General features: G+C 35.0%; 22 protein-coding genes. 17 read left to right on the plus strand and 5 right to left on the minus strand.

From position 1 onward, the window contains the following. Positions 1-23: 23 nt before the first annotated feature. Positions 24-2,645: a DNA gyrase subunit A gene (gene gyrA, locus Q1W72_RS02055; RefSeq protein ID WP_099715686.1), complete on the minus strand. Its 2,622-nt coding sequence runs from the start codon at positions 2,643-2,645 to the stop codon at positions 24-26. Between the two features lie 256 nt (positions 2,646-2,901). On the opposite strand from gyrA, the gene Q1W72_RS02060 reads away from it, so the two are divergent. From Q1W72_RS02060 to Q1W72_RS02095, 8 genes are all read left to right on the plus strand, one after another. Further along, positions 2,902-5,448 carry an ATP-dependent Clp protease ATP-binding subunit gene (locus Q1W72_RS02060; RefSeq protein WP_099715687.1) on the plus strand — a complete coding sequence of 849 codons (2,547 nt, stop codon included), beginning with the start codon at positions 2,902-2,904 and terminating at the stop codon, positions 5,446-5,448. 139 nt (positions 5,449-5,587) lie between these two features. After that, positions 5,588-6,958: a 30S ribosomal protein S6--L-glutamate ligase gene (gene rimK, locus Q1W72_RS02065; protein WP_099715688.1), complete on the plus strand. Its 1,371-nt coding sequence runs from the start codon at positions 5,588-5,590 to the stop codon at positions 6,956-6,958. Positions 6,959-7,006: 48 nt separating this feature from the next. Beyond that, positions 7,007-7,522, plus strand: coding sequence for a DUF421 domain-containing protein (locus tag Q1W72_RS02070; protein WP_099715689.1), 516 nt, complete (start codon positions 7,007-7,009; stop codon positions 7,520-7,522). Positions 7,523-7,594: 72 nt separating this feature from the next. Next, positions 7,595-8,188 (plus strand): Crp/Fnr family transcriptional regulator, encoded by a 594-nt coding sequence (locus tag Q1W72_RS02075; protein WP_099715690.1) that lies wholly within the window; start codon positions 7,595-7,597, stop codon positions 8,186-8,188. Between the two features lie 88 nt (positions 8,189-8,276). Next, positions 8,277-9,155: a pirin family protein gene (locus Q1W72_RS02080; RefSeq protein WP_099715691.1), complete on the plus strand. Its 879-nt coding sequence runs from the start codon at positions 8,277-8,279 to the stop codon at positions 9,153-9,155. 31 nt (positions 9,156-9,186) lie between these two features. Continuing rightward, entirely contained in the window at positions 9,187-10,071 is an 885-nt protein-coding gene (locus Q1W72_RS02085; protein WP_099715692.1) for a pirin family protein, read from the plus strand. A gap of 1 nt (position 10,072) precedes the next feature. After that, positions 10,073-10,465, plus strand: a complete 393-nt coding sequence (locus Q1W72_RS02090; RefSeq protein ID WP_121341916.1) for an OsmC family protein — start codon at positions 10,073-10,075, stop codon at positions 10,463-10,465. Positions 10,466-10,471: 6 nt separating this feature from the next. Beyond that, positions 10,472-10,753 carry a GNAT family N-acetyltransferase gene (locus tag Q1W72_RS02095; protein ID WP_099715693.1) on the plus strand — a complete coding sequence of 94 codons (282 nt, stop codon included), beginning with the start codon at positions 10,472-10,474 and terminating at the stop codon, positions 10,751-10,753. 70 nt (positions 10,754-10,823) lie between these two features. Here the strand turns inward: Q1W72_RS02095 and Q1W72_RS02100 are convergent, their stop codons facing one another. The 3 genes from Q1W72_RS02100 to hutH are packed head-to-tail and all read right to left on the minus strand — an operon-like array spanning position 10,824 to position 14,346. Beyond that, the gene (locus Q1W72_RS02100) at positions 10,824-12,107 is read right to left on the minus strand and encodes an inorganic phosphate transporter (RefSeq protein ID WP_099715694.1); all 1,284 of its coding nucleotides are present in this window, start codon (positions 12,105-12,107) and stop codon (positions 10,824-10,826) included. Positions 12,108-12,137: 30 nt separating this feature from the next. Beyond that, entirely contained in the window at positions 12,138-12,782 is a 645-nt protein-coding gene (locus Q1W72_RS02105; protein ID WP_099715695.1) for a DUF47 domain-containing protein, read from the minus strand. Between the two features lie 49 nt (positions 12,783-12,831). Continuing rightward, positions 12,832-14,346 carry a histidine ammonia-lyase gene (gene hutH, locus Q1W72_RS02110; protein WP_099715696.1) on the minus strand — a complete coding sequence of 505 codons (1,515 nt, stop codon included), beginning with the start codon at positions 14,344-14,346 and terminating at the stop codon, positions 12,832-12,834. 636 nt (positions 14,347-14,982) lie between these two features. Between hutH and thrA the strand changes: the two genes are divergently transcribed. The 6 genes from thrA (at position 14,983) to Q1W72_RS02140 (ending at position 22,742) form a co-directional block, all read left to right on the plus strand. Beyond that, a complete protein-coding gene (gene thrA, locus Q1W72_RS02115; RefSeq protein ID WP_302137084.1) occupies positions 14,983-17,430 on the plus strand; it encodes a bifunctional aspartate kinase/homoserine dehydrogenase I in 2,448 nt (815 codons plus the stop codon). A gap of 92 nt (positions 17,431-17,522) precedes the next feature. After that, a complete protein-coding gene (locus Q1W72_RS02120) occupies positions 17,523-18,443 on the plus strand; it encodes a homoserine kinase (RefSeq protein WP_282716594.1) in 921 nt (306 codons plus the stop codon). A gap of 128 nt (positions 18,444-18,571) precedes the next feature. After that, positions 18,572-19,861, plus strand: a complete 1,290-nt coding sequence (gene thrC / locus Q1W72_RS02125) for a threonine synthase (RefSeq protein WP_302137089.1) — start codon at positions 18,572-18,574, stop codon at positions 19,859-19,861. A gap of 131 nt (positions 19,862-19,992) precedes the next feature. After that, positions 19,993-21,480: a transglycosylase domain-containing protein gene (locus tag Q1W72_RS02130; protein WP_302137091.1), complete on the plus strand. Its 1,488-nt coding sequence runs from the start codon at positions 19,993-19,995 to the stop codon at positions 21,478-21,480. Beyond that, on the plus strand, positions 21,471-22,103 hold the full coding sequence (locus tag Q1W72_RS02135; protein ID WP_302137093.1) for a hypothetical protein: 633 nt from the start codon (positions 21,471-21,473) through the stop codon (positions 22,101-22,103). Before Q1W72_RS02130 ends, Q1W72_RS02135 begins: the two co-directional genes overlap by 10 nt. Positions 22,104-22,265: 162 nt before the next feature. Further along, positions 22,266-22,742 carry a hypothetical protein gene (locus Q1W72_RS02140; RefSeq protein ID WP_302137095.1) on the plus strand — a complete coding sequence of 159 codons (477 nt, stop codon included), beginning with the start codon at positions 22,266-22,268 and terminating at the stop codon, positions 22,740-22,742. Between the two features lie 68 nt (positions 22,743-22,810). Here Q1W72_RS02140 and Q1W72_RS02145 read toward each other — a convergent pair whose 3' ends face one another. Then, entirely contained in the window at positions 22,811-23,350 is a 540-nt protein-coding gene (locus Q1W72_RS02145) for a YSC84-related protein (protein ID WP_302137097.1), read from the minus strand. 185 nt (positions 23,351-23,535) lie between these two features. On the opposite strand from Q1W72_RS02145, the gene Q1W72_RS02150 reads away from it, so the two are divergent. The 3 genes from Q1W72_RS02150 (at position 23,536) to Q1W72_RS02160 (ending at position 26,398) form a co-directional block, all read left to right on the plus strand. Next, on the plus strand, positions 23,536-24,042 hold the full coding sequence (locus Q1W72_RS02150) for a GNAT family N-acetyltransferase (RefSeq protein ID WP_302137100.1): 507 nt from the start codon (positions 23,536-23,538) through the stop codon (positions 24,040-24,042). Positions 24,043-24,074: 32 nt separating this feature from the next. Continuing rightward, positions 24,075-24,578, plus strand: coding sequence for an SRPBCC domain-containing protein (locus Q1W72_RS02155; protein WP_302137102.1), 504 nt, complete (start codon positions 24,075-24,077; stop codon positions 24,576-24,578). A gap of 290 nt (positions 24,579-24,868) precedes the next feature. Beyond that, positions 24,869-26,398, plus strand: a complete 1,530-nt coding sequence (locus tag Q1W72_RS02160) for a S10 family peptidase (protein ID WP_302137104.1) — start codon at positions 24,869-24,871, stop codon at positions 26,396-26,398. The last annotated feature ends 125 nt before the right edge of the window (positions 26,399-26,523 follow it).

Consider the following 26,523-nt stretch of genomic DNA (forward strand, 5'->3'; position numbering starts at 1 on the left):
ATTCTTGGTTTTCTAATTTTTATTTATGCTTCATCATCTTCGTCGTCACCTTCAGCCTCGTCTTCAACTTCTTCTTCTTCAGAATCGTCTTCATCGTCATCCTCTTCCGTACCTTCGTCTTCAAGAACTTCTAAAACTGGTTTAACTCTTTCAATAGCTTCCGTTTCGATAACATTACCTTCTTCATCTACTACCACTTCAGCGACATCGTCCTTCATAACTTTTGTAACTGCGGCAATCGAATCGTTTCCTTTGATGTTAATCAACTTCACTCCTTGCGTAGCACGTCCCATAACTCTCAAATCTTCAACGGCCATTCTGATAGTCAATCCTGATTTGTTGATAATCATTAAATCATCAGCATCAGTAACGGCGTTTATCGAAATCAGTTTTCCTGTTTTCTCGGTAATATTTAAAGTTTTAACTCCTTTACCACCACGGTTTGTGATTCTATACTCATCTAGGCTTGAACGTTTTCCATAACCATTTTCAGCAACAACTAGAATTTCGCTGTTCATATCATTTACAGTAACCATGCCAATTACTTCGTCAGTATCATCTTTAAGCGTTATTCCACGAACTCCAGAAGCTGTTCTTCCCATTGGACGGGTTTTTGTTTCTTCGAAACGAACCAATTTACCGGATTTAACAGCCAAAATAATTTGACTTTCTCCGTTAGTTAATTTCGCTTCCAATAATTCATCGCCTTCTTTAATAGTAATTGCAGCAACACCATTAACTCTAGGTTTAGAATATTTCTCTAAAGATGTTTTCTTAACCTGACCTTTTTTGGTTACCATAATAAGGTTATGGCTATTAATATATTCTTTATCTTTTAAATCTTGAGTACAGATAAACGCTTTTACTTTATCGTCGCTTTCAATATTTACCAAGTTTTGGATTGCTCTACCTTTAGCCGTTTTACTACCTTCCGGTATTTCATAAACACGCATCCAGAAACATTTTCCTTTTTGGGTAAAGAACATCATGTATTGGTGATTTGTTGCCACAAACATGTGCTCTAAGAAATCTTGATCTCTTGTTCCAGCACTTTTTTGTCCAACTCCTCCTCTATTCTGAGTTTTGTATTCCGTAAGATTAGTACGTTTAATGTAACCTGCATGAGAAATTGTAATTACTACATTTTCATCAGCAATTAAATCCTCAATACTTACATCACCACCTGAATATTCAATTACAGAACGACGCTCATCTCCGTATTTATCACGAATTTCAGTTAGTTCCTCTTTAATCAAAGCAATTCTTAAGTTTACATCCGCTAATAAAGCTTTCAAATGCTCGATTAACTTCATTATTTCTTCGTATTCAGTTCTTAACTTATCTTGTTCAAGACCTGTTAATTGTCGCAAACGCATTTCTACAATGGCACGAGATTGAATATCTGATAAATTGAACCTTTCGATTAATTTCTCTCTTGCTTCTTCCGTACTTTTTGAAGCTTTGATTAAAGCAATCACTTCATCAATATTATCCGAAGCGATAATCAGCCCTTCTAATATATGCGCTCTTGCTTCCGCTTTTTTCAATTCAAATTGCGTTCTACGAATCACTACATCATGACGGTGTTCGATAAAATAATGAATCAAATCTTTCAGATTCAACATTTGTGGACGCCCTTTTACAATTGCAATATTGTTTACACTAAAAGAAGATTGTAATTGCGTAAACTTATAAAGTGTATTTAAAACTACGTTTGGTGTCGCATCACGTTTTAAAATATAAACGATACGCATCCCGTTTCTATCCGACTCATCTCGGATATTTGCAATTCCATCAATTTTTTTATCATTAACCAAATCAGCCGTACGCTTGATCATATCAGCTTTATTGACTTGATAAGGTATTTCGGTAACGATAATACATTCTCTGCCATCCACTTCTTCAAAACCAACTTTAGCACGCATTACAATACGTCCTCTACCGGTTTTGAATGCTTCACGAACGCCTTCATATCCATATATTATACCTCCGGTAGGAAAATCCGGGGCTTTAATATGATTCATCAACTCATCAACTTCAATATCATTATTATCCATGAAAGCCAACGTACCATTGATTACCTCAGTTAAGTTGTGAGGTGGCATATTAGTAGCCATACCTACTGCGATTCCTGTTGCCCCATTTATTAATAAGGTAGGAACACGAGTTGGCATAACTGTTGGTTCTTCTAATGTATCATCAAAATTTAATTTAAAATCAACTGTTTCTTTATCGATATCTGCCAAGATTTCTTCCGAAATCTTACGCATTCTAGCCTCCGTATAACGCATCGCTGCAGGACTATCGCCATCTACAGAACCAAAGTTACCCTGACCATCAATCAATAAATAACGCATACTCCATTCTTGTGCCATACGAACCATCGCATCATAAACAGATGTATCTCCGTGTGGGTGGTATTTTCCAAGAACTTCCCCGACAATTCTTGCTGATTTTTTATGGGCAGATCTGGAGTTAACTCCTAAATCATGCATTCCAAATAATACTCTTCGATGTACTGGTTTCAAGCCATCTCTAACATCTGGAAGCGCTCTTGATACAATTACTGACATCGAATAATCGATGTAAGCTGATTTCATTTCATCTTCTATGTTAATAGGAATTAACTTTTCTCCTTCAGACATAAGTTGTTATATTAAAAAATTATATTAGTTTCAAAACGTGCCAATATACGCCTTTTTGAAATTTTTAGACCTATTTCACACTAGTTATTTCAATGATTTATTAACAAATTTTACTGCCGTTTTAGTTAATAAATTAAGTGAATTTTAACTTTAATATTATTTTTATTTTTGTCTATTAGCTGACACCACTTCTTATAGGAATGGTTTTTGTTTTTCAATTACTAATTCACTAAATTTACGATATCAAATATATATTATGGATGATAATTTTTCACCAAGAGTAAAAGACGTTATTACTTACAGCAAAGAAGAAGCTTTGCGACTAGGTCATGACTTTATAGGAACTGAGCACTTAATGCTGGGTATCTTGAGAGACGGTAACGGGAAAGCAATTCAAATATTGAACAACCTATCTGTTGATTTGGATCATTTACGCAGAAAAGTAGAGATCTTAAGTCCTGCTAGTCCAAGCCTGGAAGTAAATGTTGAAAAGAAAAACTTACACTTGACACGCCAAGCAGAACGCGCATTGAAAACCACTTTTCTTGAAGCAAAAGTTTTTCAAAGCTCGTCTATCAGCACAGCACATTTATTGTTGTGTATTTTAAGAAATGAAAACGATCCAACAACCAAGCTATTGAATAAATTAAAAATTGATTATGACATAGCTAAAGAACAATATCTAAACATGACTCCAAACGAAGAAGATTTTATAGAAAATTTGCCACGAAACGAATCATATAATGACGATTCAGGACAAGATGACAGTCTAAAAGAAGGAACTTTCAACAATCCAGCCAATAAATCAAATAAAAAATCTAAAACACCAGTTTTGGACAATTTTGGAAGGGATTTAACTGAAATGGCCGAAGAAGGAAAACTAGATCCTGTTGTGGGACGTGAGAAAGAAATTGAACGCGTTTCGCAAATTTTGAGCCGTCGTAAAAAGAACAATCCATTGCTTATAGGGGAACCTGGAGTGGGGAAATCAGCTATTGCCGAAGGTTTAGCGTTGCGAATTATTCAGAAAAAAGTATCGCGTACTTTATTCAATAAACGTGTCGTTACTTTAGATTTAGCTAGTCTTGTTGCAGGTACAAAATACCGCGGACAGTTTGAAGAGCGCATGAAAGCAGTGATGAATGAATTAGAAAAAAATGACGATATCATTCTTTTCATAGATGAAATTCACACTATTGTAGGCGCTGGTGGCGCAACAGGTTCACTGGATGCTTCTAATATGTTCAAACCTGCATTAGCTCGTGGAGAGATTCAATGTATTGGTGCAACAACATTAGACGAATACAGACAATATATAGAAAAAGACGGCGCATTAGAAAGACGTTTTCAAAAGATAATTGTGGAACCTACATCAGTTTCTGAAACAATCACCATTTTGAATAACATCAAAAACAAATATGAAGACCATCATAATGTTACCTACACACAAGAAGCAATCGAAGCGTGTGTAAAACTAACAGATAGATATATGTCTGAACGTTTTTTACCGGACAAAGCCATTGATGCATTAGATGAAGCAGGTTCTAGAGTTCACATTACCAATATTGAAGTTCCAAAACAAATTTTAGACTTGGAACGTCAATTAGAAGATGTACGTGAATTGAAGAATGTTGTAGTCAAAAAACAAAAATACGAGGAGGCTGCTAAACTTCGTGATGATGAAAAACGTATCGAAAAAGACTTAGCTATTGCCCAAGAACAATGGGAAGAAGATGCTAAGAATAACCGAATTGAAGTTACTGAAGACAATGTGGCTGATGTGGTTTCTATGATGAGTGGAATACCTGTTAACCGTATTGCACAGACTGAAAGTAACAAACTAGCTAAACTTCCAGAACTTATTGAAGGTAAGGTGATTGGACAAAGAGAAGCAGTAATGAAAATTGCTCGTTCCATCCAAAGAAATCGTGCCGGATTAAAAGATCCGAATCGTCCAATTGGTTCTTTTATTTTCTTAGGGCAAACCGGTGTTGGTAAAACTCAATTAGCAAAAGTACTAGCTAAAGAATTATTCGATTCTGAAGACGCATTGATTCGTATTGACATGAGTGAATACATGGAAAAATTTGCAATCTCCCGTTTAGTTGGAGCGCCTCCGGGATATGTAGGATACGAAGAAGGTGGTCAATTAACAGAGAAAGTAAGAAGAAAACCATATTGTGTAGTATTATTGGATGAGATAGAAAAAGCGCATCCTGATGTTTTCAATATGTTATTGCAAGTTTTGGATGATGGTTATTTGACAGACAGTTTAGGTCGAAAAATTGATTTCAAGAACACTATAATTATCATGACTTCCAATGTTGGAGCCAGACAATTAAAAGATTTTGGACAAGGTGTTGGTTTTGGAACTGCTGCCAAAGTAGCTCAGGCTGACGATAATTCAAAAAGCATCATCGAAAATGCATTGAAAAAAACTTTTGCTCCTGAATTCCTTAACAGAATTGACGATGTAATTGTTTTCAATGCTTTAGAAAAACATGATATCGATTTGATTATCGAAATTGAATTAAAAAAATTATTTGCTCGTGTTGCTGAATTAGGATACCAATTGAATCTTTCTGACAGAGCAAAAGCATTTATAGCAGAGAAAGGCTTTGATAAACAATTTGGCGCTAGACCATTAAAAAGAGCCATTCAAAAGTATGTTGAAGATGCCCTTGCAGAAGAAATCATCACTTCGAAAATTACTTCAGGAGATGAGATTTTTATGGATATTGAAGATGGCTCACAAGAGTTAACAGTGCAGATTCATAAAGCTGGGGAACCTACAAATCCTTAAATTTAGCAAACAATTATAGCAAAATAAACCCGTTACGTTTTTATAACATAACGGGTTTATTCTTTACAGTAAACATACTTTTTTTGAAAACAAATATTTACATTTGGTCTTTATAAAAAAGGTTAAACAAAATTAATTTATGTCAGATAACAAAGTTATTTTAGGTAGTGAAGAATGGTGTTCTTTTCCAGAATTAGGAATTCCTACTATTAAAGCCCGAGTAGATTCGGGAGCGAAAACATCCGCTTTACATGCTATAAACATTGCTCCATTTATCAAAAATGAAAGCAACTGGGTAAAATTTGACATCAACCCGATACAAAATAATCTAAAAACGGTGATTCATTGTGAAGCACCTTTAATTGATAAACGCATCGTTAAAAGTTCCAGTGGTTTTAGAGAACAACGCTATGTTATTCAAACAAATCTTCAAATAGGAAGCTCAAAATGGCCTATTGAAATGACATTAACCAATCGGGATTCAATGGGTTTCCGAATGCTTTTAGGTCGAGAAGCCATGAGCGGAAGAGTTCTTGTTGATCCGGAACAGAAATATCTTTTGGGACAACCTACTTCTGACATCTTAAAAGAATTATATAAAAATTCTGAGAAAGCGAGCTCTGGTTTACGAATCGGACTTTTAGCCAGTAATCCTGAATTGTACAGCAACAAGCGTATTATGGAAGCAGGAGAAATGCGTGGTCACGAAATGCACTTTCTGAATATCAAGGAATGTTACATGAAACTGGATGCAAAAACACCTGAAATTCATTATCGTGGCGGTAAAATATTAAATCAATTTGACGCTATTATACCTAGAATCAGACCAAGCATTACTTTTTACGGTTGTGCTTTGACCAGACAATTTGAAGCCTTAAAAGTATATTGCTTAAATTCATCTAACGCCATTACGCAATCGCGTGACAAATTATATTCTTTGCAATTACTGTTGAATCACGGTGTAGAAATTCCTACAACTGGTTTTGCAAATTCTCCATTGGATACCGATGATTTGATAAAAATGGTCGGAGGCTCTCCTTTAATTGTAAAATTACTGGAAGGAACACAAGGAAAAGGTGTTGTACTGGCGGAAACAAAAAAAGCCGCAGAAAGCGTTATTAATGCTTTTAAAAGCTTAAATGCAAACATATTAGTCCAAGAATTCATCAAAGAAGCCAATGGAAAAGACATTCGTTGTTTTGTAATTGACGGAAAAGTTGTTGCTGCCATTCAGCGTGAAGCGATGCCTGGTGAATTTAGAGCTAACATTCATCTTGGAGGAACTGCATCAATCATAAAAGTAACTGCAGAAGAAAAGAAAATCGCCATAAAAGCAACTAAAGCAATGGACCTGAAAGTGGCAGGTGTTGATATTATTCGTTCTTCAAAAGGGCCTTTATTATTAGAGGTAAATTCATCCCCAGGATTGGAAGGAATTGAAGGTGCTACCAACAAAGACATTGCAGGTGAAATGATAAAAGCAATTGAGAAAAATTTTAAACTGAAATAGTTTTCTGTCTGCAGATAAATTTTAAACTTTTTACTTTAAACCAAAAAAATGAACGAATATCTTGATATAATTCTTCGAAGTACAGCCGTTTATTTTTTCATGGTTATTGCCTTGCGTCTTTTTGGTAAGAAAGAATTGTCTCAACTGAACACTGCCGACGTGATATTGATATTGCTCATAAGCAACTCCGTCCAAAATGCTATGGTTGGCAGTAACACGAGCCTTTATGGCGGAATAGCTGCAGCAACTGTATTGTTTACCATCAATTTTATTTTAAAGAAATTGATGTATAAATACCCTAAATTTGGTGATTTCATGCAGGAAAAACCCGAAATTCTAATCCATAACGGAAATCTGGATTTTAAAGCATTAAGCAAATTAAATATTTCTTCTGATGAATTAAAAGAAGCCATGCGCGAACATGGTGTCGAATATTTCAAAGATGTAAAACTGGCAATGCTTGAGATTGATGGCAACATTAGCATTATATCGGGTGATAATAACCTTAGGCAAACCCATTACAAACGCAGACGAATTCATAAAAATTTAGGAGGAATAAATTAAACCTAAACACTCAAAAAATAATTAAAGGAGTTTAAAACAACCAAATTGCACCAATAAAGTCCTGAAACAATTATGCTCGATTCTTTCAAAACATACTTTCAATCTAAAACAAATTTAACGGACGAGCAGTTTCTTTCGATTACGGATACATTGCAATCCAAAAAAGTTGAAAAAGGAACCATTCTGCTCCATCAGGGTGATATTTGTCATCATTCTTTTTTTGTATCCAAAGGACTATTGCGTTCCTATACCATAGACGAAACCGGAAAAGAACATATCATTCAGTTTGCGGCTGAGAATTGGATTATTTCGGACAGAAGCAGTTCTTATTTCAACGAACCTTCTGAATTGTTTATTGATGCCATTGAGGATACTGAAATTGTGTTTATCGATAAAAACTTCATTAATGCCGCTGCAGAAATCAGCGTTTCTTTTCGGGAGCAGGACAATACTGCGTTACACAATCACATTCGACAACTTCAAAAACGAGTGAACTTATTATTGGGAGCAAATGCTGAACAACGCTATTTAGATTTCATAACCATTTACCCAAGTCTTACTTTGCGTATTCCACAATGGATGATTGCTTCCTATTTAGGCATTACACCCGAAACCCTGAGCAGAGTTCGCAAGGAATTAGCTAAAAGAAATTTTAAGCCGTATTAGTTCTTCTAAAATCATTTCTTATCCTACATCAATGCATCTGATTTTAATCCATAGTAAATTTGTACTATAATTAAAATAAGACATCGCAATGAAAACAAAAAATATTGAATTAGTATTGGCTCCACCTCCACCACACATGGTAGGTGACGGATTTAGAGTACACAATTTTATCCCGAGCGGATATCATTTAGACATGAAAAGAATGAGTCCATTTATCATGATGGATTATAATTCAAAATTTTATTTTCCGCCTACAGACCAACCCAGAGGCGTAAGTGTTCATCCACACAGAGGTTTTGAAACCGTTACGATTGCTTATAAGGGAAAAGTAGCGCATCATGACAGTTCTGGAAACAGTGGCATTATTGGAGAAGGAGATATACAATGGATGACAGCCGCTTCGGGAATTTTACACAAAGAATACCATGAAGAAGAATTTAGCAAAAATGGTGGTGATTTTCAAATGGTACAGCTTTGGGTCAACCTTCCGGCAAAAGACAAAATGTCAACACCAAAATACCAAGGGATTACAAACGACCAAATCAATAAATTGGAACTTCCTGAAAATGGTGGAGTAATTGAAGTTATTGCTGGAGAATATGAAAATTTGAAAGGTTCTGCCTCTACTTTCACACCAGTACATTTACAAAATGCCAAATTGAATAAAGGAGCAAAAGCATCTTTCCATTTTCCGGCAAATTACAACACCGGTTTATTGGTAATTGAAGGAAGCATAAAAGTGAATGACAGCGAAAATGTTCCTGCAGATCATTTTGCATTATTTGAAAATGAAGGCGAAGAATTTATCATTGAAGCAACTGAAAATGCCATCGTTTTAATTTTAAGTGGAGAACCTATCAATGAACCTATTGCAGCGCACGGACCATTTGTAATGAATACCCAAGCAGAAATCATGCAAGCATTCAATGATGTGAATATGGGTAAATTCGGTTATTTAGAAGAATAATTTCTTATTTTTATATTTTAAAACCCCTAAAATGTCAAACATAAAACTGATTATAGAAGAACGCCCAAGCAATATTGGTAACTTTATGGTTGGGCGATTGCTTCCCTTTCGAGAAAAAAGAATGGTTGGACCATTTGCATTCATCGATCATATGGGACCTACCTGCATGAGCGAATACGAAAATTTAGATGTTCCGCCACATCCACACATTGGACTTTCCACTTTGACGTATTTGTTTGAAGGAAGTATTATGCACAAAGACAGTTTGGGAACTGAAATGGAAATCAAACCCGGACAGATCAATTGGATGACCGCTGGAAAAGGAATCGTTCACTCAGAACGAACACCTGAATATTTGCGTAGTTCAAACAAAATGTTGCACGGACTTCAAATTTGGGTAGCATTGCCGAAGGAATTAGAGGAAATGGAACCTTCGTTTTTTCACGTTCCTGAAAATCAAATTCCAGAATGGAAAACGGATAACATTGCTTTTAAACTTATAGCTGGCGAAGTACTTGGCAAGAAATCACCCGTTCCAGTTTACAGTCCGCTGTATTTATTAGAACTAAAAAGCACTTCGCGTCAAACAGTGACTTTAGGCGAGCATTTATTTGGCGAAAGCGCTTTATACATTCTAGAAGGCAGTATTGAAAGTGAAGGAAATGTTTTTGGTCCAAAGCAAATTTTGATTGCCAAAGACAGTAAACTCTGCACCTTCGATATGGCAGAAAACACCACTATTTACATTTTTGGTGGTGATCCTTTTCCGGAAGAACGAATTATCTATTGGAATTTTGTTGCTTCAACCAAAGAATTGATTGAAAAAGCAAAAGAAAAATGGTTGGCACAAACCTTTGATAAAGTTCCTGGTGAAACTGAATTTGTTCCACTTCCAGAGCAAAATAAAAGACAATAATATGGGTAAAATAACAGCAAGTATCGGCACTGAACTTTATAAAACAGAAATACAATCAGAAACTAATTTCATCATTTCTGATGAACCTGAAAGTAGCGGAGGAAAAGATTTAGGCTTTGCGCCAAAAGAATTACTCGCTTCTTCATTAGCAGCTTGCACCTGCATCACTTTACGCATGTATGCCAATAGAAAAGGCTGGAATTTAACCGATGTAAAAGTTGAAGTCACTTTTGAAACTGATTCAGTAGAAAATAAATTCAAAATAAATCGTAACATTCAATTATTCGGGGATCTAGACACTGATCAAAAAGCCCGATTAGTAAACATTGCAGATAAATGTCCGATACACAAAATTTTAAGCAACCCAATCGAAATAACAACAGCATTAAATTAGAAACACATGACAATTGAACAAATAAACGAAACAAAAAACGGCTACTTTAGAGCCGTTGATAATGACATCGAAGCCGGAAAAATGACATATACTTGGGCAGGAACCGATAAATTTATTATTGACCACACCGAAGTTAATCCTGATTTTGCAGGACAAAGTGTAGGCAAAAAATTAGTGATGGAAGCTGTACAATATGCACGGGAAAATAATCTCAAAATTTTACCATTATGTCCTTTCGCGAAAAGCGTATTTGATAAAACGAAGGAAATACAAGACCTACTGTTTTAAAAAAATTAATTTTAGAGCATAAAAAAACCATTCGTTGACGAATGGTTTTTTTATGATTTTTATTTTAGCATTAAATAAAAATACTAAAGATATAGTAAATGATTGCTGCTAATATTGCTGAAATTGGAATGGTTAAAACCCAAGCCCATAATAAGCTAACAGTCATTCCCCATCGTACTGCAGAAACTCTTTTAGTAAGTCCAACTCCAATTATAGATCCAGTAATAGTATGCGTTGTACTTACAGGCACTTTAAAATGCTCTGTAAAATATAATGTCAATGCTCCTGCAGTTTCTGCAGCTACACCTTCAAAAGAAGTCACTTTTGTAATTTTCGAACCCATTGTTTTCACAATTTTCCATCCTCCACTTAACGTTCCGGCTGCAATAGCAGAATAACAAGCTAAAGGAATCCAAGCCGGCATTTTAAATGCACCTTCATCATTTGGCAACACAACATCTAGCCAAGCAGGTAACGATTCTTGAGCAACACCACTGGTGTGAATATAAACCGCAACTGCTGCTGCAATAATACCCATTACTTTTTGAGAGTCATTTCCACCATGTCCTAAACTAAAAGCTGCTGAAGACAGTAATTGCATTTTTTTCAACCATGCCGTAGCTTGATTTAAATTTAAACTACTGAATATTAAACAGAATGTGCTTATTGACAGGATTATAAATGCAACTAAAAACCATTTGATATTATGCGCTTCAAAAGCAACACTCCAAAAAGGAGAATCGAAACGAGGTTTTTCAATTTGATCATAATAAATCATTTGGCTTTCTACAAACCAAACTGTCAATATCATTAAAGAAGCTGTAAAAATCTTTGGATAAATGCTCTTTTTGGACGCATTAAGAAGCCATATCGACATCAAGTAAGAAATCAAAGCTCCTAACAATGGTGCCAATATAATAAAGGCAACAATAATTAAAACTCCTGAAGGCATACCACCATCTTTTCCTGCTTTATACCAAGAAACCACGCCAAAACCTGCATGAGCAATTGCTGCTCCGGCAAAACCACCAATTAAGGTATGAGAAGAGCTGGAAGGAATTCCTTGCCACCAAGTAAATAAATTCCAAATAATAGCCGCTATTACACCAGCAAGGATTACAACTAAGTTGATATCCATGGTATTGGCTGTTTTAGCAACAGTATCTGCTACACCAAAACCAAAAACCCAATACGCCAAAAAGTTAAAGAATGCCGCCCAAACAACTGCTTGAAAAGGAGTTAATACTTTTGTGGCAACAACAGTTGCTATAGCATTGGCAGCATCATGAAAACCGTTGATGTAATCAAATATTAAAGCCAGGACTATAATAACTATAAGTAGAGTAAATTCCATAATTATAATTTCAGAATAAAACCGATTGAATTAAGAATGTTTTACAGAAATTGATTCTAAAACACTAGCCACACTTTTACATTTATCAGCAGCAGTTTCTAAAACTGATAATACTTCTTTGTACTTGATAATGTTTTTCGCATCCGTTTCGTTTTCGAATAAATCAAGAACTGCTTTATCATAAACATTATCTGATTTATTTTCTAACTTGTTAATTCTAACACAAGCATCAGTAATATTCTTGATTTTTTTCAAATCTCTTAATTCTCTTACCGCAACATCAATGTTTTGGCAAGCTTCAAGATTGATTTCAGTCAACTTTCTGATTGATTTTGTGATTTTATCTACTTGATATAACTTCATTCTACTTGCTGCACCGTGAAGGTTATCCGCAACGTTATCTATTGAAGTAATCAATGAGTGAATGTCTTCTCTATCAAATGGAGTAATGAAGTTTCTACTCAACTCTAAATTTGTTTGACGAGTAATATCTTCTCCTTTTTGCTCTAAAGCATCAATTTTTTGAAAAAGAACTTCACGTTCCTTCAAAGGAAGATTTACAGCTTCGTGTAAGTTTGTAGCAATTTCAATTAAATTACTAGAAGCTTCCTCAAAAAGAGGAAAGAACTTTTTGTCTTTAGGAACCAAAAATTGGAAAAAATTATTTATGTTCATTTCATTAAAATTTAGTTCGGCAAAATTACTGCATTATTTAACCCTAATGTTAAGCTAATATTAACAAATCGTTTTCTATTTGAAAAGTATTTAAAAATGAAACCGTATTCTCAATATCATAATGCAAAATTCGGTCTTCTTTTATCAATGGCACTTCCTCACGATATGCACTTAAAAACATTTCAATAAAATCACTCGATAGCAACGGTCGTCTGTACTCAATAGCTTGCGAAGCATTCATTAGTTCGATTGCTAAAATTCGTTCCAGATTATCCAAAACACGTAACGCTTTTGTAGCAGCATTTGCTCCCATACTTACATGATCTTCTTGTCCGTTACTCGAAACAATACTATCAATACTGGCAGGAGTTGCCAATTGTTTGTTTTGACTGGCAATACTGGCCGCTGTATATTGTGGAATCATCAAACCAGAATTTAACCCTGGATTATCCACTAAAAATGCAGGAAGATTACGCAAACCAGAAATCAACTGATAGGTTCTTCGTTCTGAAATACTTCCTAATTCTGCCAAGGCAATTGCCATAAAATCTAATGCCAATGCTAATGGTTGTCCATGAAAATTACCTCCAGAAATGATTTGGTCACTTTCAATAAATATATTTGGATTGTCCGTTACCGAATTGATTTCTGTTTTGAAAACTTTCTTTACATAATCAAATGCATCTTTTGATGCACCATGAACTTGCGGCATACATCTAAAAGAATACGGGTCTTGAACATGTGTTTTCACTTGTTCAATTATTTCGCTTCCTTCCAAAAATCCTTTTACACGATTTGCCGTTACAATTTGTCCTTTATGAGGTCTGATAAAATGAATCAATTCATGGAAAGGTTCTATTCTTCCATCAAAAGCTTCCAATGAAATTGTTCCGATTAAATCCGCCAAATAAGAAAATTTGCTGACTTTCATCAAAATATGCGCTCCATAAGCACTCATGAATTGGGTTCCGTTCAATAAAGCCAATCCTTCTTTAGACTGTAATACAATTGGTTTCCAATCAAAATGTTTCAAAACTTCACTGGAATGCACTTTTTTCCCTTCAAAATACACATCACCTTCACCTAATAAAGGCAACGATAAATGCGCCAAAGGAGCTAAATCTCCTGAAGCTCCAAGAGAACCTTGCGTATAAATTACCGGTAGAATATCATTATTATAAAATGCAATCAATCGCTCCACTGTTTGCAATTGGATTCCGGAGTGTCCATAGCTCAACGATTGAATTTTAAGCAACAACATCAATTTCACAATTTCAGTTGGTACTTCCTCACCCGTTCCGCAAGAATGTGATTTCACTAAGTTTTCTTGTAGCTTTGATAAGTTCTCATTTGATATTTTTACATTACAAAGCGAGCCAAATCCTGTATTTATACCATAAATAGGATCTGAATGAGAAGCCATTTTTTTATCTAAATAATCCCTGCATTTTTGAATATTAACTTTGGCTTCTTCAGACAATGCCAATAATTTACCATGAGAAATAATCTCTTCTAATGTTTCAAAACTGAGTAATTGCGTACTTATATAATGTGTATTGTCCATTTTTACTTTCTAATTAAAGGGTAAAATTCAATAAATCTATATTAATAAACAACATTTATTGACGATAATTTAAAATTCAAACCTAAAACCAAACTAACCTTAAGTTTTATGCATAAAAAGTTACAAATTAATTGACTTAAAATGTGAGACATAAAGCACTAAGATTTAGTGCGAGTGCTACAATAAATTTCGGAATTAGTTCCTAAAGCTACTCAAAACGGCTTTATTGCAGGAATTAATTATTTCTATAAAGCTATAAAACGAATTCCAATTCGTTTAATTTTTTCACTAAAAATACGAATAGCTTCAACATAGACCTTGAAAACTAAACAATGTTCAATATTCCCTTGAATGAAATTGAAATATTAAAATATTCGCAAAAACGAAATTAAAGGTTTCCGTTTTTATAAAAAACTGTACTTTTGAAAAATCAAATGATAAACAACAGAACAACATATCACTCTTCGATTACAACTCAACTTTGGGTTGCTTCTTCTGTTACATTTACTACAACAACTACTACCCCTTAGGGGTATACATTTTACATATAATCCTATTATTATATTTTTTTTCTAAAGAAAGAAAGTTCTTGGGTATATAAGAAACATTTGCATTTTTTACATAAAATAAACAAAAATGAAAGTATTAAAATTTGGTGGAACTTCGGTTGCCAATGCACAAAATATAAAACTGGTTTTAGATATCATTATCAATAAAGCAAAAGAAGAGAAATTAATTGTTGTGGTTTCTGCATTTAGCAAAATTACCGATTTGCTCCAACTTGCTTCTCAAAAAGCAGCTGCCGGCGACGAAAGCTTTAAAGAAATCCTTGCCGATTTAGAGAAAAAACATTTAGACGCTTTAAAAGAACTTATTCCTGTAAGCGAGCAAAGCAGCTTGTTAAGTCATATAAAAAGAATCGTCAATCATCTTGAAACTCTGTTGGATGGTTGCTATCTTTTGGGGGAATTATCTCCTAGAACTTCAGATACTATTTTAAGTTTTGGGGAATTATTGTCTTCTTATATTATTGCCGAAGCATTAAAACAAAATCTAAAAAACAGTAGTTATAAAGACAGTCGTGAACTAATCAAAACCGACAATCATTTTGGAAAAGCCACAGTAAACTTTGAAGTTTCAAATCAATTAATTGCTGAATTTTTTGATTCGAATGAAGATCAAGTGGTTGTAATGCCCGGATTTATTGCCGCATCAATGGACGGAATCAATACTACTTTAGGTCGTGGTGGTTCTGATTATACTGCCGCTATTCTCGCTGGAGCATTAAACGCAACTGACTTGGAAATTTGGACAGACGTTAATGGAATGTATACTGCCAATCCAAAAATTGTAAAACAAGCCCAACCTATCGCCTTTATTTCCTATCAGGAAGCAATGGAATTGTCTCATTTTGGTGCCAAAGTTTTATATCCGCCAACTATTCAGCCCGTGTTGAGAAAGAATATTCCAATTCTTATCAAAAACACTTTCGAACCGGAAGCCGAGGGAACTTATATTTCAAATCAGGAAATGGATCACACTAATCCTGTAAAAGGAATTAGCCATATCGATAATATCACTTTGATTACACTTGAAGGACCCGGAATGATTGGTGTTACCGGTTCTTCCAAAAGACTTTTTGAGGTATTGTCACATGAAAATATCAATGTGATTTTTATTACGCAAGCTTCATCGGAACATTCTATTTGTATCGGAATTCTAAACTCAGATGCTGATGTGGCAGAAGATGCTATCAACCGCGCTTTTGAAGTGGAGATTTTACAAAACAAAATCGATCCTTGTATCGTTGAAAAAAACCTGTGCATCATTGCTTTGGTTGGTGAGAACATGAAAAATCATCAAGGTTTAAGCGGTCGCATGTTTAGTACTTTGGGTAAAAACAACGTAAACATAAGAGCGATTGCGCAAGGTGCTTCCGAAAGAAATATTTCGGCAGTAATCAACGAAAGAGATGTGAAAAAAGCTTTGAATTCGCTGCATGAAAACTTTTTCGAAGAAAACACTAAACAGTTAAACCTATTTGTAATGGGTGTTGGAAATGTGGGAGAGAAATTCATCGAACAGATTTACCAACAAAATAAATTCCTAAAAGACAATCTGAAAATAAATGTACGCGTTATTGCTTTATCTAATTCCAGAAAGATGCATTTTGACGAGGACGGAATCTCCTTAAAAAATTGGCAATCTGCTTTAGAAAATGGCGAAGAGGCTAATAAAGAAAAGTTTCTTTATAATGTAAAAGAGCTCAATTTACGCAACAGTATTTTTGTTGATATTACTGCAAACGAAAGCGTGTCTAAAACGTATGAGCAGTATTTAAAACGCAATATTGCCGTAGTGACTTGTAACAAAATCGCCTGTGCATCAGAATACGATAATTATAAAAAACTAAAAAAACTATCCCGACAGTTCAATGCTCCGTTTCTATTTGAAACTAATGTTGGAGCTGGGTTACCAATTATTGATACCGTAAAAAATCTGATTGCTTCAGGAGACAAAGTGAATAAAATTCAAGCCGTTTTATCAGGAAGTTTGAACTTTATTTTTAATAATTTCAATGAAAACAATACTTTTCATGACGTTGTTAAAGAAGCTGGTGTACAAGGATTTACAGAACCGGACCCAAAAATTGATTTGAGCGGAATTGACGTTGCCAGAAAGATATTGATTTTAATACGAGAAAGCGGTTATAAAATGGAAATTGACGAGATTGTCAATGAATCTTTTATGCCTGCTGAATGTTTGGACACTACAAATAACGAAGCTTTTTTCAAATCTTTAATAGAACACGCAGCTCATTTTGAAACTATTTATAAAGAAGCGTTGAGCAAAGATTCCCGATTAAAATACGTAGCGCAATTTGAAAACGGGAAAGCAAATGTTGGATTGCGTTTTATCCCGAAAGACCATCCTTTTTACAATCTGGAAGGAAAAGACAATATCGTATTGTTTTTTACGGACCGTTATGTAGACCAACCTTTATTGATAAAAGGAGCCGGTGCCGGAGCTGCTGTTACCGCTTCAGGAATATTTGCTGATGTGATTAGAATTGGAAACGTATAAGAAATAGTTTAAAGTTTTCTTTGTTTAAAGTTTCAAGTTCTACAACTAGCAACAACTTTAAACCTGAAACTTTAAACCTGAAACAAAAAATTATGAATGAAATAAAAATATTTTGCCCCGCTACAATCGCTAATCTTTCTTGTGGATTTGATGTCCTTGGACTGTGTTTAGAAACTGCGGGGGACGAAATGATTATTAGAAAATCAGATATAAAAGGGATTCGCATCACTAAAATTGTGGGTGCCGACTTGCCTTTGGAAACCGAAAAAAATGTTGCTGGAGTTGCGGCTTTGGCGATGTTGGAAGCCATTGAAACCGAATTCGGATTCGAAATCGAAATCTACAAACACATCAAAGCCGGTAGCGGAATTGGAAGCAGTGCTGCAAGTTCAGCAGGAGCTGTTTTTGGAATCAATGAATTATTAGGCCGTCCATTTACACGCAAAGAATTGGTTTTATTTGCCATGCAAGGCGAAAAATTAGCCAGTGGAAACGCTCATGCTGATAACGTTGCTCCTGCCCTTTTAGGTGGCTTTACGTTGGTGCGAAGTTCAAATCCGTTGGATATTATCAAAATTGAAAGTCCGTCGGAATTGTACGCTACTGTCGTTCATCCTCAAATTGAGTTGAAAACTTCGGATGCGCGTTCGGTATTGAAACAAACTGTTTCCTTAAAAAGTGCTATTACGCAATGGGGAAATGTGGGCGGATTAGTGGCTGGATTGTACACCAAAGATTATGAGTTAATAGGCCGTTCACTTCACGACGAAATCGTAGAACCGTTGCGCTCTGTCTTGATTCCGGGATTTGATTTAATCAAAAAGACGGCGTACGAAAACGGAGCTTTAGGTTCCGGGATTTCGGGTTCTGGTCCTTCTATTTTTGCTTTAAGCAAAGGGGAAGCAACCGCTAATAAAATCGCCAAAGCCATGAGCGCTGTGTACGACGCCATGAATTTACCCTACGAAATTCACGTTTCGAAAGTGAATGATGAAGGGATAAAAATAATTTAAGAATTATGACTAACGATTTTTGACCCGAGCGTCAGCGAACTGGCGTAGCATTTCAGATGTAACCTATGTTGCGAAAAAAAATCAAAAATCAAAAATCAAAAATCGTTAATCTTCAATCAAAAATCATAATGAAATATTACAGTTTAAACCATAACGCACCCAAAGTTTCTTTTCAAGAAGCAGTAATACAAGGATTAGCCACTGATAAAGGATTGTATTTTCCGGAAACAATTACCCCTTTAGCTCCTGCTTTTTTTGATACTATCGAAAATTTAAGCAACGAGGAAATTGCTTTTGAAGCGATTCAACAATTTGTAGGTGACGAAATCCCAGAAGCCACATTAAAACAAATCATTGCTGAAACCTTATGCTTTGATTTCCCTGTGGTCGAAGTCGAAAAAGGTATTTATTCACTTGAATTGTTTCATGGTCCAACGATGGCTTTCAAGGACGTAGGTGCGCGATTCATGTCACGTTGTTTGGGTTACTTCAATAAAGACAACAAAGACAGTAAAAATACGGTTCTTGTAGCAACTTCCGGTGATACTGGTGGTGCTGTAGCCAGTGGTTTCCTTGGTGTAACAGGTGTCGAAGTGATTATCCTGTATCCATCCGGAAAAGTGAGCGATATTCAGGAACGACAATTGACTACTTTGGGACAAAACATCAAAGCGCTTGAAGTGGATGGCGTTTTTGATGATTGCCAGGATATGGTGAAGAAAGCTTTTCTTGACGAAAGTCTAAAACATAAAAACTTGACTTCGGCGAATTCGATAAATATTGCGCGCTGGTTGCCACAAATGTTTTATTTTTTCTTTGCGTATAAAGCATTAAAGAAACAAAACAAACCGTTAGTTTTCTCTTGCCCAAGTGGAAATTTTGGGAATATTTGTGCGGGTATCATTGCCAAAAAAATGGGATTACCTGTTGAACATTTTGTGGCTTCCACGAATGTAAATGATACAGTTCCAAGGTTTTTAGAAAATGGAATTTACGATCCAAAACCTTCTATAGCGACAATTTCGAATGCGATGGATGTGGGGAATCCAAGTAATTTCATCCGAATTCAGGAAATGTACCACAATGATTTGGAGCAGTTCAAAAAAGATTTTTCTTCATTTACATTCTCAGATGCCGAGACCTTAGAAGCGATGAAAACCATTTATAATACTGACGGATATATCTCAGAACCTCACGGAGCGGTTGGTTATCTTGGTTTGAAAAAAGAATTACAAAACCACCCTAATGCGATTGGGATTTTCTTAGAAACTGCCCACCCAATAAAGTTTTTGGATACGGTTGAACCAACATTAAACGTAAAATTACCGATTCCAACACAAATTGAAAGCGTTTTAGGAAAGGAAAAAGTGAGCACAAAAATTAAAACGTACGAGGAATTGAAAGCTTTCTTGGGATAGCATTTCATTATCCAGACAAAAATACAAACCGACTGAGAAGTTATTTTCAGTCGGTTTTTTTATAGGAATTAGTTTTCTGTAAGTAAAATCATTAAGTTTGAAAAGAATAATATTAGAAAGCACTATGCAACATGAATAAAGAATTAAATGGATATGTAATTTATTGCAAAGACACTAACTCAGAAGTTGCATTCGGGGTTGTTTCTGATGACTATGAATGCATAGCCAATTCAAACTACATTCCAAATCGGCTAAAACATTATTTAGTTCAAATTGAGGACAAACGTTTTTTTGAACATAAAGGAATCGATATACGAGGAATTTCAAGGGCATTTGTTGAAAATCTAAAAGCTGGAAAAATTATCCAAGGAGGAAGTACAATTTCTCAACAAGTTGCAAGAAACATATTAAAGGATAATAGAAAAACAATTTCAAGAAAATTACGAGAGACCATTAAAGCTATACAACTTGAGTCAAATTATTCAAAAGATGAAATATTAAATCTTTATTTTAACAATGTATATTTCGGTAAAAATTTAAGAGGAATTAGAACTGCAGGATTATATTATTTCGGAAAGGAATTAGATAAATTAAATCAAGCTGAACTATTATACTTACTAACAATATTAAGAGGCCCAAATTATTATCTTAAAAGACCAGACAAAGCAAGAGAAAGATACATTTTTTTAAGTAATACTCTATTTGAAACAAAATTGATATCAAAAAATAGAAATCAAAAAAACATTAAATCGCAATTAAGCTTTAAGAATAATCAATTACAACCAATTAAGAGCGCATCAATTCCTTACATTATTGAAAAAACAGACAATGAACAACAGAAACTGACATCAACTATTGATATCAAAATTCAGAGTTTTGCCAAACAATTTGTTTCGAAATCAAAATATCCCTTATCAATTATTGCAATAAAAAACAATAAAGTAGTCGCTTTTGCTAGTAGTTATGGAACTGATTATCCTTTCATTTCCAAATCGAATGTTGGCTCTACATTAAAACCTTTTTTATATTGTCAATTACGCGATAGCGGAATTTCACAATTAGAAAATTTTGATGCAGTTAAGAATTCTTTAAATTGGGATGTTAGAGAAGCAGGTTACTACAAATCATACTTAAACTTAAGTGAAGCTCTTTATTATTCAAACAACAATGTATTTATTAATGCAGCTAGTAAAAACAATATTGATAATTCAATAGCTTTTTTAGCTGATATTTTTAAAAGAGATAAGAGTGAATTTTACCCTTCAAGTATTTTGGGAGCAACTAAAAAAGGTATTTCTCTTTTTGAGCTAGCTTCTGCGTATTCTTCATTCTTTTCCCTTAAAAATTTAACTGATAGTAGAAAAGAATGTTTAATAATTTTAAATAAAATTTTCATTGATAAACTTGGGTTTACTGTTGAAAATGCATTTCTTAAAACAGGCACTACAAACGACAACAAAGAAAGGTTTGCCATTTTAGGTAACCCTGAATTAACTTTTGCCGTTCTTAGAAATGAAAACGCAATAAATGATGAATCAAAAGAAGGAGGATTTATGAAAGAAATTTCAAGAAATTTTTCTAAATTCTTTAAAATAAATAAAAATTACTTATGGATTTAAAGACAATCTTAAATAGTGCAAATCCAGATTTAATCATTTTTCTTCTGACAACATTGATTGCATTTTTTTCTTGGCTGGTGAAAAGTTTAGTAGAAAAACCAATTACGGAATCCAAAAACACATTTAATAAATTTCTTGAAAAGAGAATTGAGATACTTACTGAAGTAAAAAATAGGCTTCATTTTATAGCATATTTTCCTCTAGGTAAAGAAAATTTAAATTATAAAAATCAACTTCAAGAAATTATTCTCAAAGATGGCAAGACTGGTTACTTAAATAAAGATACTTTTGAATCTATTTTAAAAATTGCAATAGACAAAAAAACTAATGAAAAATTGTTATTAGAAACAATAACTAAAATAGATGAAGATTTATATATACAAATTTCTAAAATTCAAGATGAGATTAGTTTTTATAGAAGATTTTCAAATTATAACCCACTTAAACGTTTCGTAGGTTTTACACTACTATCATTTCAGTACATATTTTCTCTATCTTTAGTAATTTCTATTCTGTTTTTTTTGATATATATATTTTTAGAAGCAAATAATTTCTGCAGAGTTATAACAATAATCGCTTTAGGATCTGGATTATACCTAATTGATAAATGGCTTAAAAAATGAGAGGATAAGGAATATTCCCCGCTCGTGACCACTAACAAAAGGAAATAAGAGATTACTAATTAAATTATCGAACAATCCTAAAAAACAAAATAAGCTACTGACCTAAAAGGATGTAGCTTTTTTTATACCTTGGTGCTACAATAAAAACCAAATAGAAAAACGATGAACACAACAGAGCAAGTACCAAAGCAATCAAAGTTCAGTATCAAGAACATTTTTCTTCCAGACTACGAAAACTACGAAGGCGTACGCAGAATTAATATTTATGTAATGCGGCTTTTCTTCGCGTTAATGTTTGTTTTTGTTGCCACTGATTCCTGGACCGTTATTCTTACCCATCAAGGGGAATGGGATCCTACAAGAGCTGTAGCTTGGTGCTGTTGGGCGGCTTACTCCACACTAGCGCTTTTGGGTGTATTCCATACGTTGCGCATGTTACCCATTATGCTTTTTATGATTTTCTACAAAGGACTTTGGCTTATTGTTGTTGCTTATCCTTTATGGTCAGCAGGAACGCTCAAAGGTTCACCAGCCGAAGGAATGGCGTATATGTTCTCCGGAATTATTATCCCAATACTTTTCATGCCTTGGAAATACGTATTCAAAAAATACATTTTATTTGAGACGAAAAAGAAATAATTATAGCATTTCAATATACCTACTAAAAACAAAACGGCTGAGAAATTTTCTCAGCCGTTTTGTTTTTATCACAAGTTATTAAACTTAAACTTCTGTCCGCCAATCGATGCCTCGTACATGAGTCCGCCCTTTTGCATGGTGAACACCATCACGCCATCGGTATATTTTACATTTGCCGAAGCGCCTTCAGTTACGGCAACCGCTGAAGCTTGTGCGGAAAACTCGAATCGGCTCTCTTTAAAACGGTTCATTTCGTTTTTTGTTTCAAAAAATATCACCTCGCGATACGCTTGTCCGCCAGCCTGAAATCCTATGCTCAATTGCGTTAATTTTGCCATTCCTATTCGCTTGTTTTGCTCATAGACCACACCGTTACCGGCTGCTCCTCCAACACCGATTCCTCCCTTTCCAATATTAGGAAAAATAACATAACCGTAGGCTTTATCAAAAAGTGCTTTCATCAACGGGTCACTTTTAATGAACTCCGCTTTTGCTGTTTTGCTGTCAGCAATAATTTTATTCTTTTTAGCGGTTGATTGCCCCAATACAGGCGCTATGTTTAGCACACAAGCCATCAGTATTACCCAAAAAATATTTAAATTTTTCATAATTGTATGTATTAAATTGTTGTACAGTTTCTTTGCTCAAAGGTAAAAAAAAATTCTTGCTTAATAGTTAAACATACTGATTATCAATATTATATAAATAATTTATTAAAAAAAACGAGTGATTAATCCCTTTTTTCTACCTTTGAAAAACATAAAGCAATAACCTTAGAATAGAAGTATTTTCCATGATTACAAAAGCAACAATAGAAGACGTTTCCTTATTAAATACATTAATCAATTCAGCTTATCGCGGCGAATCTTCTAAAAAAGGATGGACCACTGAAGCGAACATTTTAGAAGGACTCAGAACCACTGAACAAGAACTGATAGAAACGATTCAAAACCCAAAAAATACGATTCTGAAATTTACAGAGAATAACCAGATTATAGGTTGCGTATTGTTGATTGAAAAAGAGCAACAATTGTATTTAGGAATGCTGACGGTTTCGCCAGAATTGCAAAATAGTGGCGTTGGAAAAAAATTATTGCAACAGGCAGAAATTCATGCTTCGGCAATGGGATTACCAAAAATTGTAATGACAGTAATAGCTGTTCGGGAAGAATTAATTGCTTGGTACAAACGCAACGGTTATGTGGATACGGGAGCAAGAGAACCATTTCCGGCAAGCGATGTTCATATTCCAATTACGGAAGTGCCTTTGGAATTTATTGTATTGGAGAAAAGGGTTTAGAACTAGTATAATCAATCTTAAATCGAAATAAAATGGCAACTAATAGCAAAACACTTGTTGTAAAAGATTTAGAAGAAAAAACAATTCTGGTTTCCAGAACATTTTCTGCGCCACTTGAAAAAGTCTGGCGTGCGTATACTGAAAGTGAATTATTGGAACAATGGTGGGCACCAAAACCTTGGAAAGCAGAAACCAAATCGATGCACTTTTCTGTTGGCGGTTATTGGTTGTACGCGATGGTGGGGCCCGAAAATGAAAAGCATTGGGGACGAATGGACTATACAGCCATAACACCCCATTTAAGTTTTGAAATTAAAGATAGTTTTTGTGACGAAGAGGGAACTGTAAACACTTCGTTGCCGGTTGCTACAGGAACTATTGTTTTTACGACTACAGAATCCGGTACTTTGGTTGAATTCAAGATGTTTTATTCTAATGAAAAAGAGATTGAAACCATGATTGAAATGGGATTTGAACAAGGTATTACCGCTTGTTTGGAACAATTGGAAGCGTTATTTCAAGAAAATAAAATCTAGCGATTACCAAAGATTCTATCCGTTTTCGGGATGTTCGCGTAAGGGATTGCGGCGGCATCCTTTATTTTTTTTCTTTAAAAAAATAAAGATAGAGCCAAAAGCCCGACCCCAAAGCTGCAGTTGCGGGAATGGAAAAGGGAATTTTGTGCTTTGGGGTTACGCCCAAATAAGATTTCATGGTTTGGAAATTACTATGCTGCTTTTTGTCACTCTATTAAAAAGCAATATATTAGTGCTGTCAAAATTATATCCGAAAAACGGTATTGAAATACCCCAAACCAATCTCATTTATGAAAAAAACAGTACTATCCTTGCTCTTCGTTGGATTTTTTACCGCTTTGCATGCCCAGCCTTCAAAAACACCTACAACTCCTACCGCTCCAAAAGAAGAAAGTTCAGCCGCAAATCTTACTTTCAATCCGGATTCGCAAGTGGTGACGGAACATACTACAACTATCAAAGGTCAAAAAGTACCTTACAAAGCCACCACTGGTACAATGCCGGTTTGGGATGAAGACGGAAAAGCTATAGCCGGTTTATTTTATACGTATTACGAACGCTCCGATGTAAAGGATCGTGCCGCCCGCCCTTTGGTTATCTCCTTTAATGGAGGTCCAGGTTCGGCTTCGGTTTGGATGCAGATTGCCTATACCGGTCCAAGTTTAATCAATATTGATGATGAAGGCTATCCGTTACAGCCTTATGGAATCAAGGAAAATCCATATTCAATTTTGGATGTTGCCGATATTGTTTTTGTAAATCCGGTTAATACCGCGTATTCAAGAGCAACGAGCAAAGAAATACCAACCACTAAATTCTTTGGTGTAAATGCTGACATTAAATACCTCGCCGATTGGATTAATGGATTTGTATCCAGAACCAATCGTTGGGCTTCACCAAAATATTTGATTGGTGAAAGCTACGGTACCACACGCGTTTCGGGATTGGCGCTAGAATTGCAAAACAGCGAATGGATGTATCTGAACGGTGTTATTCTCGTATCGCCAACTGAACTGGGAATCACTCGTGGAGTCGCTTCTGAAGCGGCACTGAAACTGCCTTATTTTGCGGCTACTGCTTGGTATCACAAAATGCTGCCTGCTGATTTACAGAACAAAGATTTAACAGCCATGTTACCTGAAGTGGAAGACTTCACCATCAATGAGCTACTGCCCGCAATGAGCAAAGGAGGCGCATTAGACGACCAAAAAAGAAAAGAAATGGCCGCTAAAATAGCACGTTATTCCGGACTTTCGGAAAAAGTGGTTTTGCAAAATAATTTAGACGTACCGTATGATTATTTCTGGAAAGAATTATTGCGCGATCAAGGTTTTACGGTAGGAAGATTAGATTCCCGCTACAAAGGAATTGACCGTAAAGCGGCTGGTGACGGGCCTGATTTCAATGCCGAACTTACTTCGTGGCTCCACTCCTTTACTCCTGCCATCAATATGTACTTGCGTAATAATCTAAACTACAAAACCGATTTCAAATACAATATGTTTGGCTCCGTGAGACCTTGGGATGATTCCAATGATAAAACCGGAGAAAACCTGCGTCAAGCCATGGCACAAAATCCATATTTGCATGTTATGGTTCAGTCTGGGTATTATGACGGAGCCTGCGATTATTTTAACTCAAAATACAACATGTGGCAAATGGACCCAAGCGGAAGACTTAAAGACAGAATGTCCTGGAAAGGCTATAGAAGCGGTCACATGATGTACTTACGAAAAGTAGATTTGGAAACTGCCAACGAAGATATCAGACAATTTATAAAACAATCCTTGCCTAAAGCTGGAGAATCGGCGAAATATTAGGTTTAGCATTATTTTTATAAAAAAGGCTGTTCAAAATGATTTTGGACAGCCTTTTTTTGCTTTACAAATACAATACCGAATATAAAAATCCATATCAGCGTTAATGGGTAAAACAAACCGTATTT

It is taken from the genome of Flavobacterium sp. ZE23DGlu08, assembly GCF_030505335.1.
Classification (GTDB): domain Bacteria; phylum Bacteroidota; class Bacteroidia; order Flavobacteriales; family Flavobacteriaceae; genus Flavobacterium; species Flavobacterium algoritolerans.

Excerpts from the sequence above, each read along its gene's own strand:
- gyrA (WP_099715686.1), bottom strand. The coding sequence starts at position 2,645 with ATGTCTGAAGGAGAAAAGTTAATTCCTATTAACATAGAAGATGAAATG.
- Q1W72_RS02060 (WP_099715687.1), top strand. The coding sequence starts at position 2,902 with ATGGATGATAATTTTTCACCAAGAGTAAAAGACGTTATTACTTACAGC.
- rimK (WP_099715688.1), top strand. The coding sequence starts at position 5,588 with ATGTCAGATAACAAAGTTATTTTAGGTAGTGAAGAATGGTGTTCTTTT.
- Q1W72_RS02070 (WP_099715689.1), top strand. The coding sequence starts at position 7,007 with ATGAACGAATATCTTGATATAATTCTTCGAAGTACAGCCGTTTATTTT.
- Q1W72_RS02075 (WP_099715690.1), top strand. The coding sequence starts at position 7,595 with ATGCTCGATTCTTTCAAAACATACTTTCAATCTAAAACAAATTTAACG.
- Q1W72_RS02080 (WP_099715691.1), top strand. The coding sequence starts at position 8,277 with ATGAAAACAAAAAATATTGAATTAGTATTGGCTCCACCTCCACCACAC.
- Q1W72_RS02085 (WP_099715692.1), top strand. The coding sequence starts at position 9,187 with ATGTCAAACATAAAACTGATTATAGAAGAACGCCCAAGCAATATTGGT.
- Q1W72_RS02090 (WP_121341916.1), top strand. The coding sequence starts at position 10,073 with ATGGGTAAAATAACAGCAAGTATCGGCACTGAACTTTATAAAACAGAA.
- Q1W72_RS02095 (WP_099715693.1), top strand. The coding sequence starts at position 10,472 with ATGACAATTGAACAAATAAACGAAACAAAAAACGGCTACTTTAGAGCC.
- Q1W72_RS02100 (WP_099715694.1), bottom strand. The coding sequence starts at position 12,107 with ATGGAATTTACTCTACTTATAGTTATTATAGTCCTGGCTTTAATATTT.
- Q1W72_RS02105 (WP_099715695.1), bottom strand. The coding sequence starts at position 12,782 with ATGAACATAAATAATTTTTTCCAATTTTTGGTTCCTAAAGACAAAAAG.
- hutH (WP_099715696.1), bottom strand. The coding sequence starts at position 14,346 with ATGGACAATACACATTATATAAGTACGCAATTACTCAGTTTTGAAACA.
- thrA (WP_302137084.1), top strand. The coding sequence starts at position 14,983 with ATGAAAGTATTAAAATTTGGTGGAACTTCGGTTGCCAATGCACAAAAT.
- Q1W72_RS02120 (WP_282716594.1), top strand. The coding sequence starts at position 17,523 with ATGAATGAAATAAAAATATTTTGCCCCGCTACAATCGCTAATCTTTCT.
- thrC (WP_302137089.1), top strand. The coding sequence starts at position 18,572 with ATGAAATATTACAGTTTAAACCATAACGCACCCAAAGTTTCTTTTCAA.
- Q1W72_RS02130 (WP_302137091.1), top strand. The coding sequence starts at position 19,993 with ATGAATAAAGAATTAAATGGATATGTAATTTATTGCAAAGACACTAAC.
- Q1W72_RS02135 (WP_302137093.1), top strand. The coding sequence starts at position 21,471 with ATGGATTTAAAGACAATCTTAAATAGTGCAAATCCAGATTTAATCATT.
- Q1W72_RS02140 (WP_302137095.1), top strand. The coding sequence starts at position 22,266 with ATGAACACAACAGAGCAAGTACCAAAGCAATCAAAGTTCAGTATCAAG.
- Q1W72_RS02145 (WP_302137097.1), bottom strand. The coding sequence starts at position 23,350 with ATGAAAAATTTAAATATTTTTTGGGTAATACTGATGGCTTGTGTGCTA.
- Q1W72_RS02150 (WP_302137100.1), top strand. The coding sequence starts at position 23,536 with ATGATTACAAAAGCAACAATAGAAGACGTTTCCTTATTAAATACATTA.
- Q1W72_RS02155 (WP_302137102.1), top strand. The coding sequence starts at position 24,075 with ATGGCAACTAATAGCAAAACACTTGTTGTAAAAGATTTAGAAGAAAAA.
- Q1W72_RS02160 (WP_302137104.1), top strand. The coding sequence starts at position 24,869 with ATGAAAAAAACAGTACTATCCTTGCTCTTCGTTGGATTTTTTACCGCT.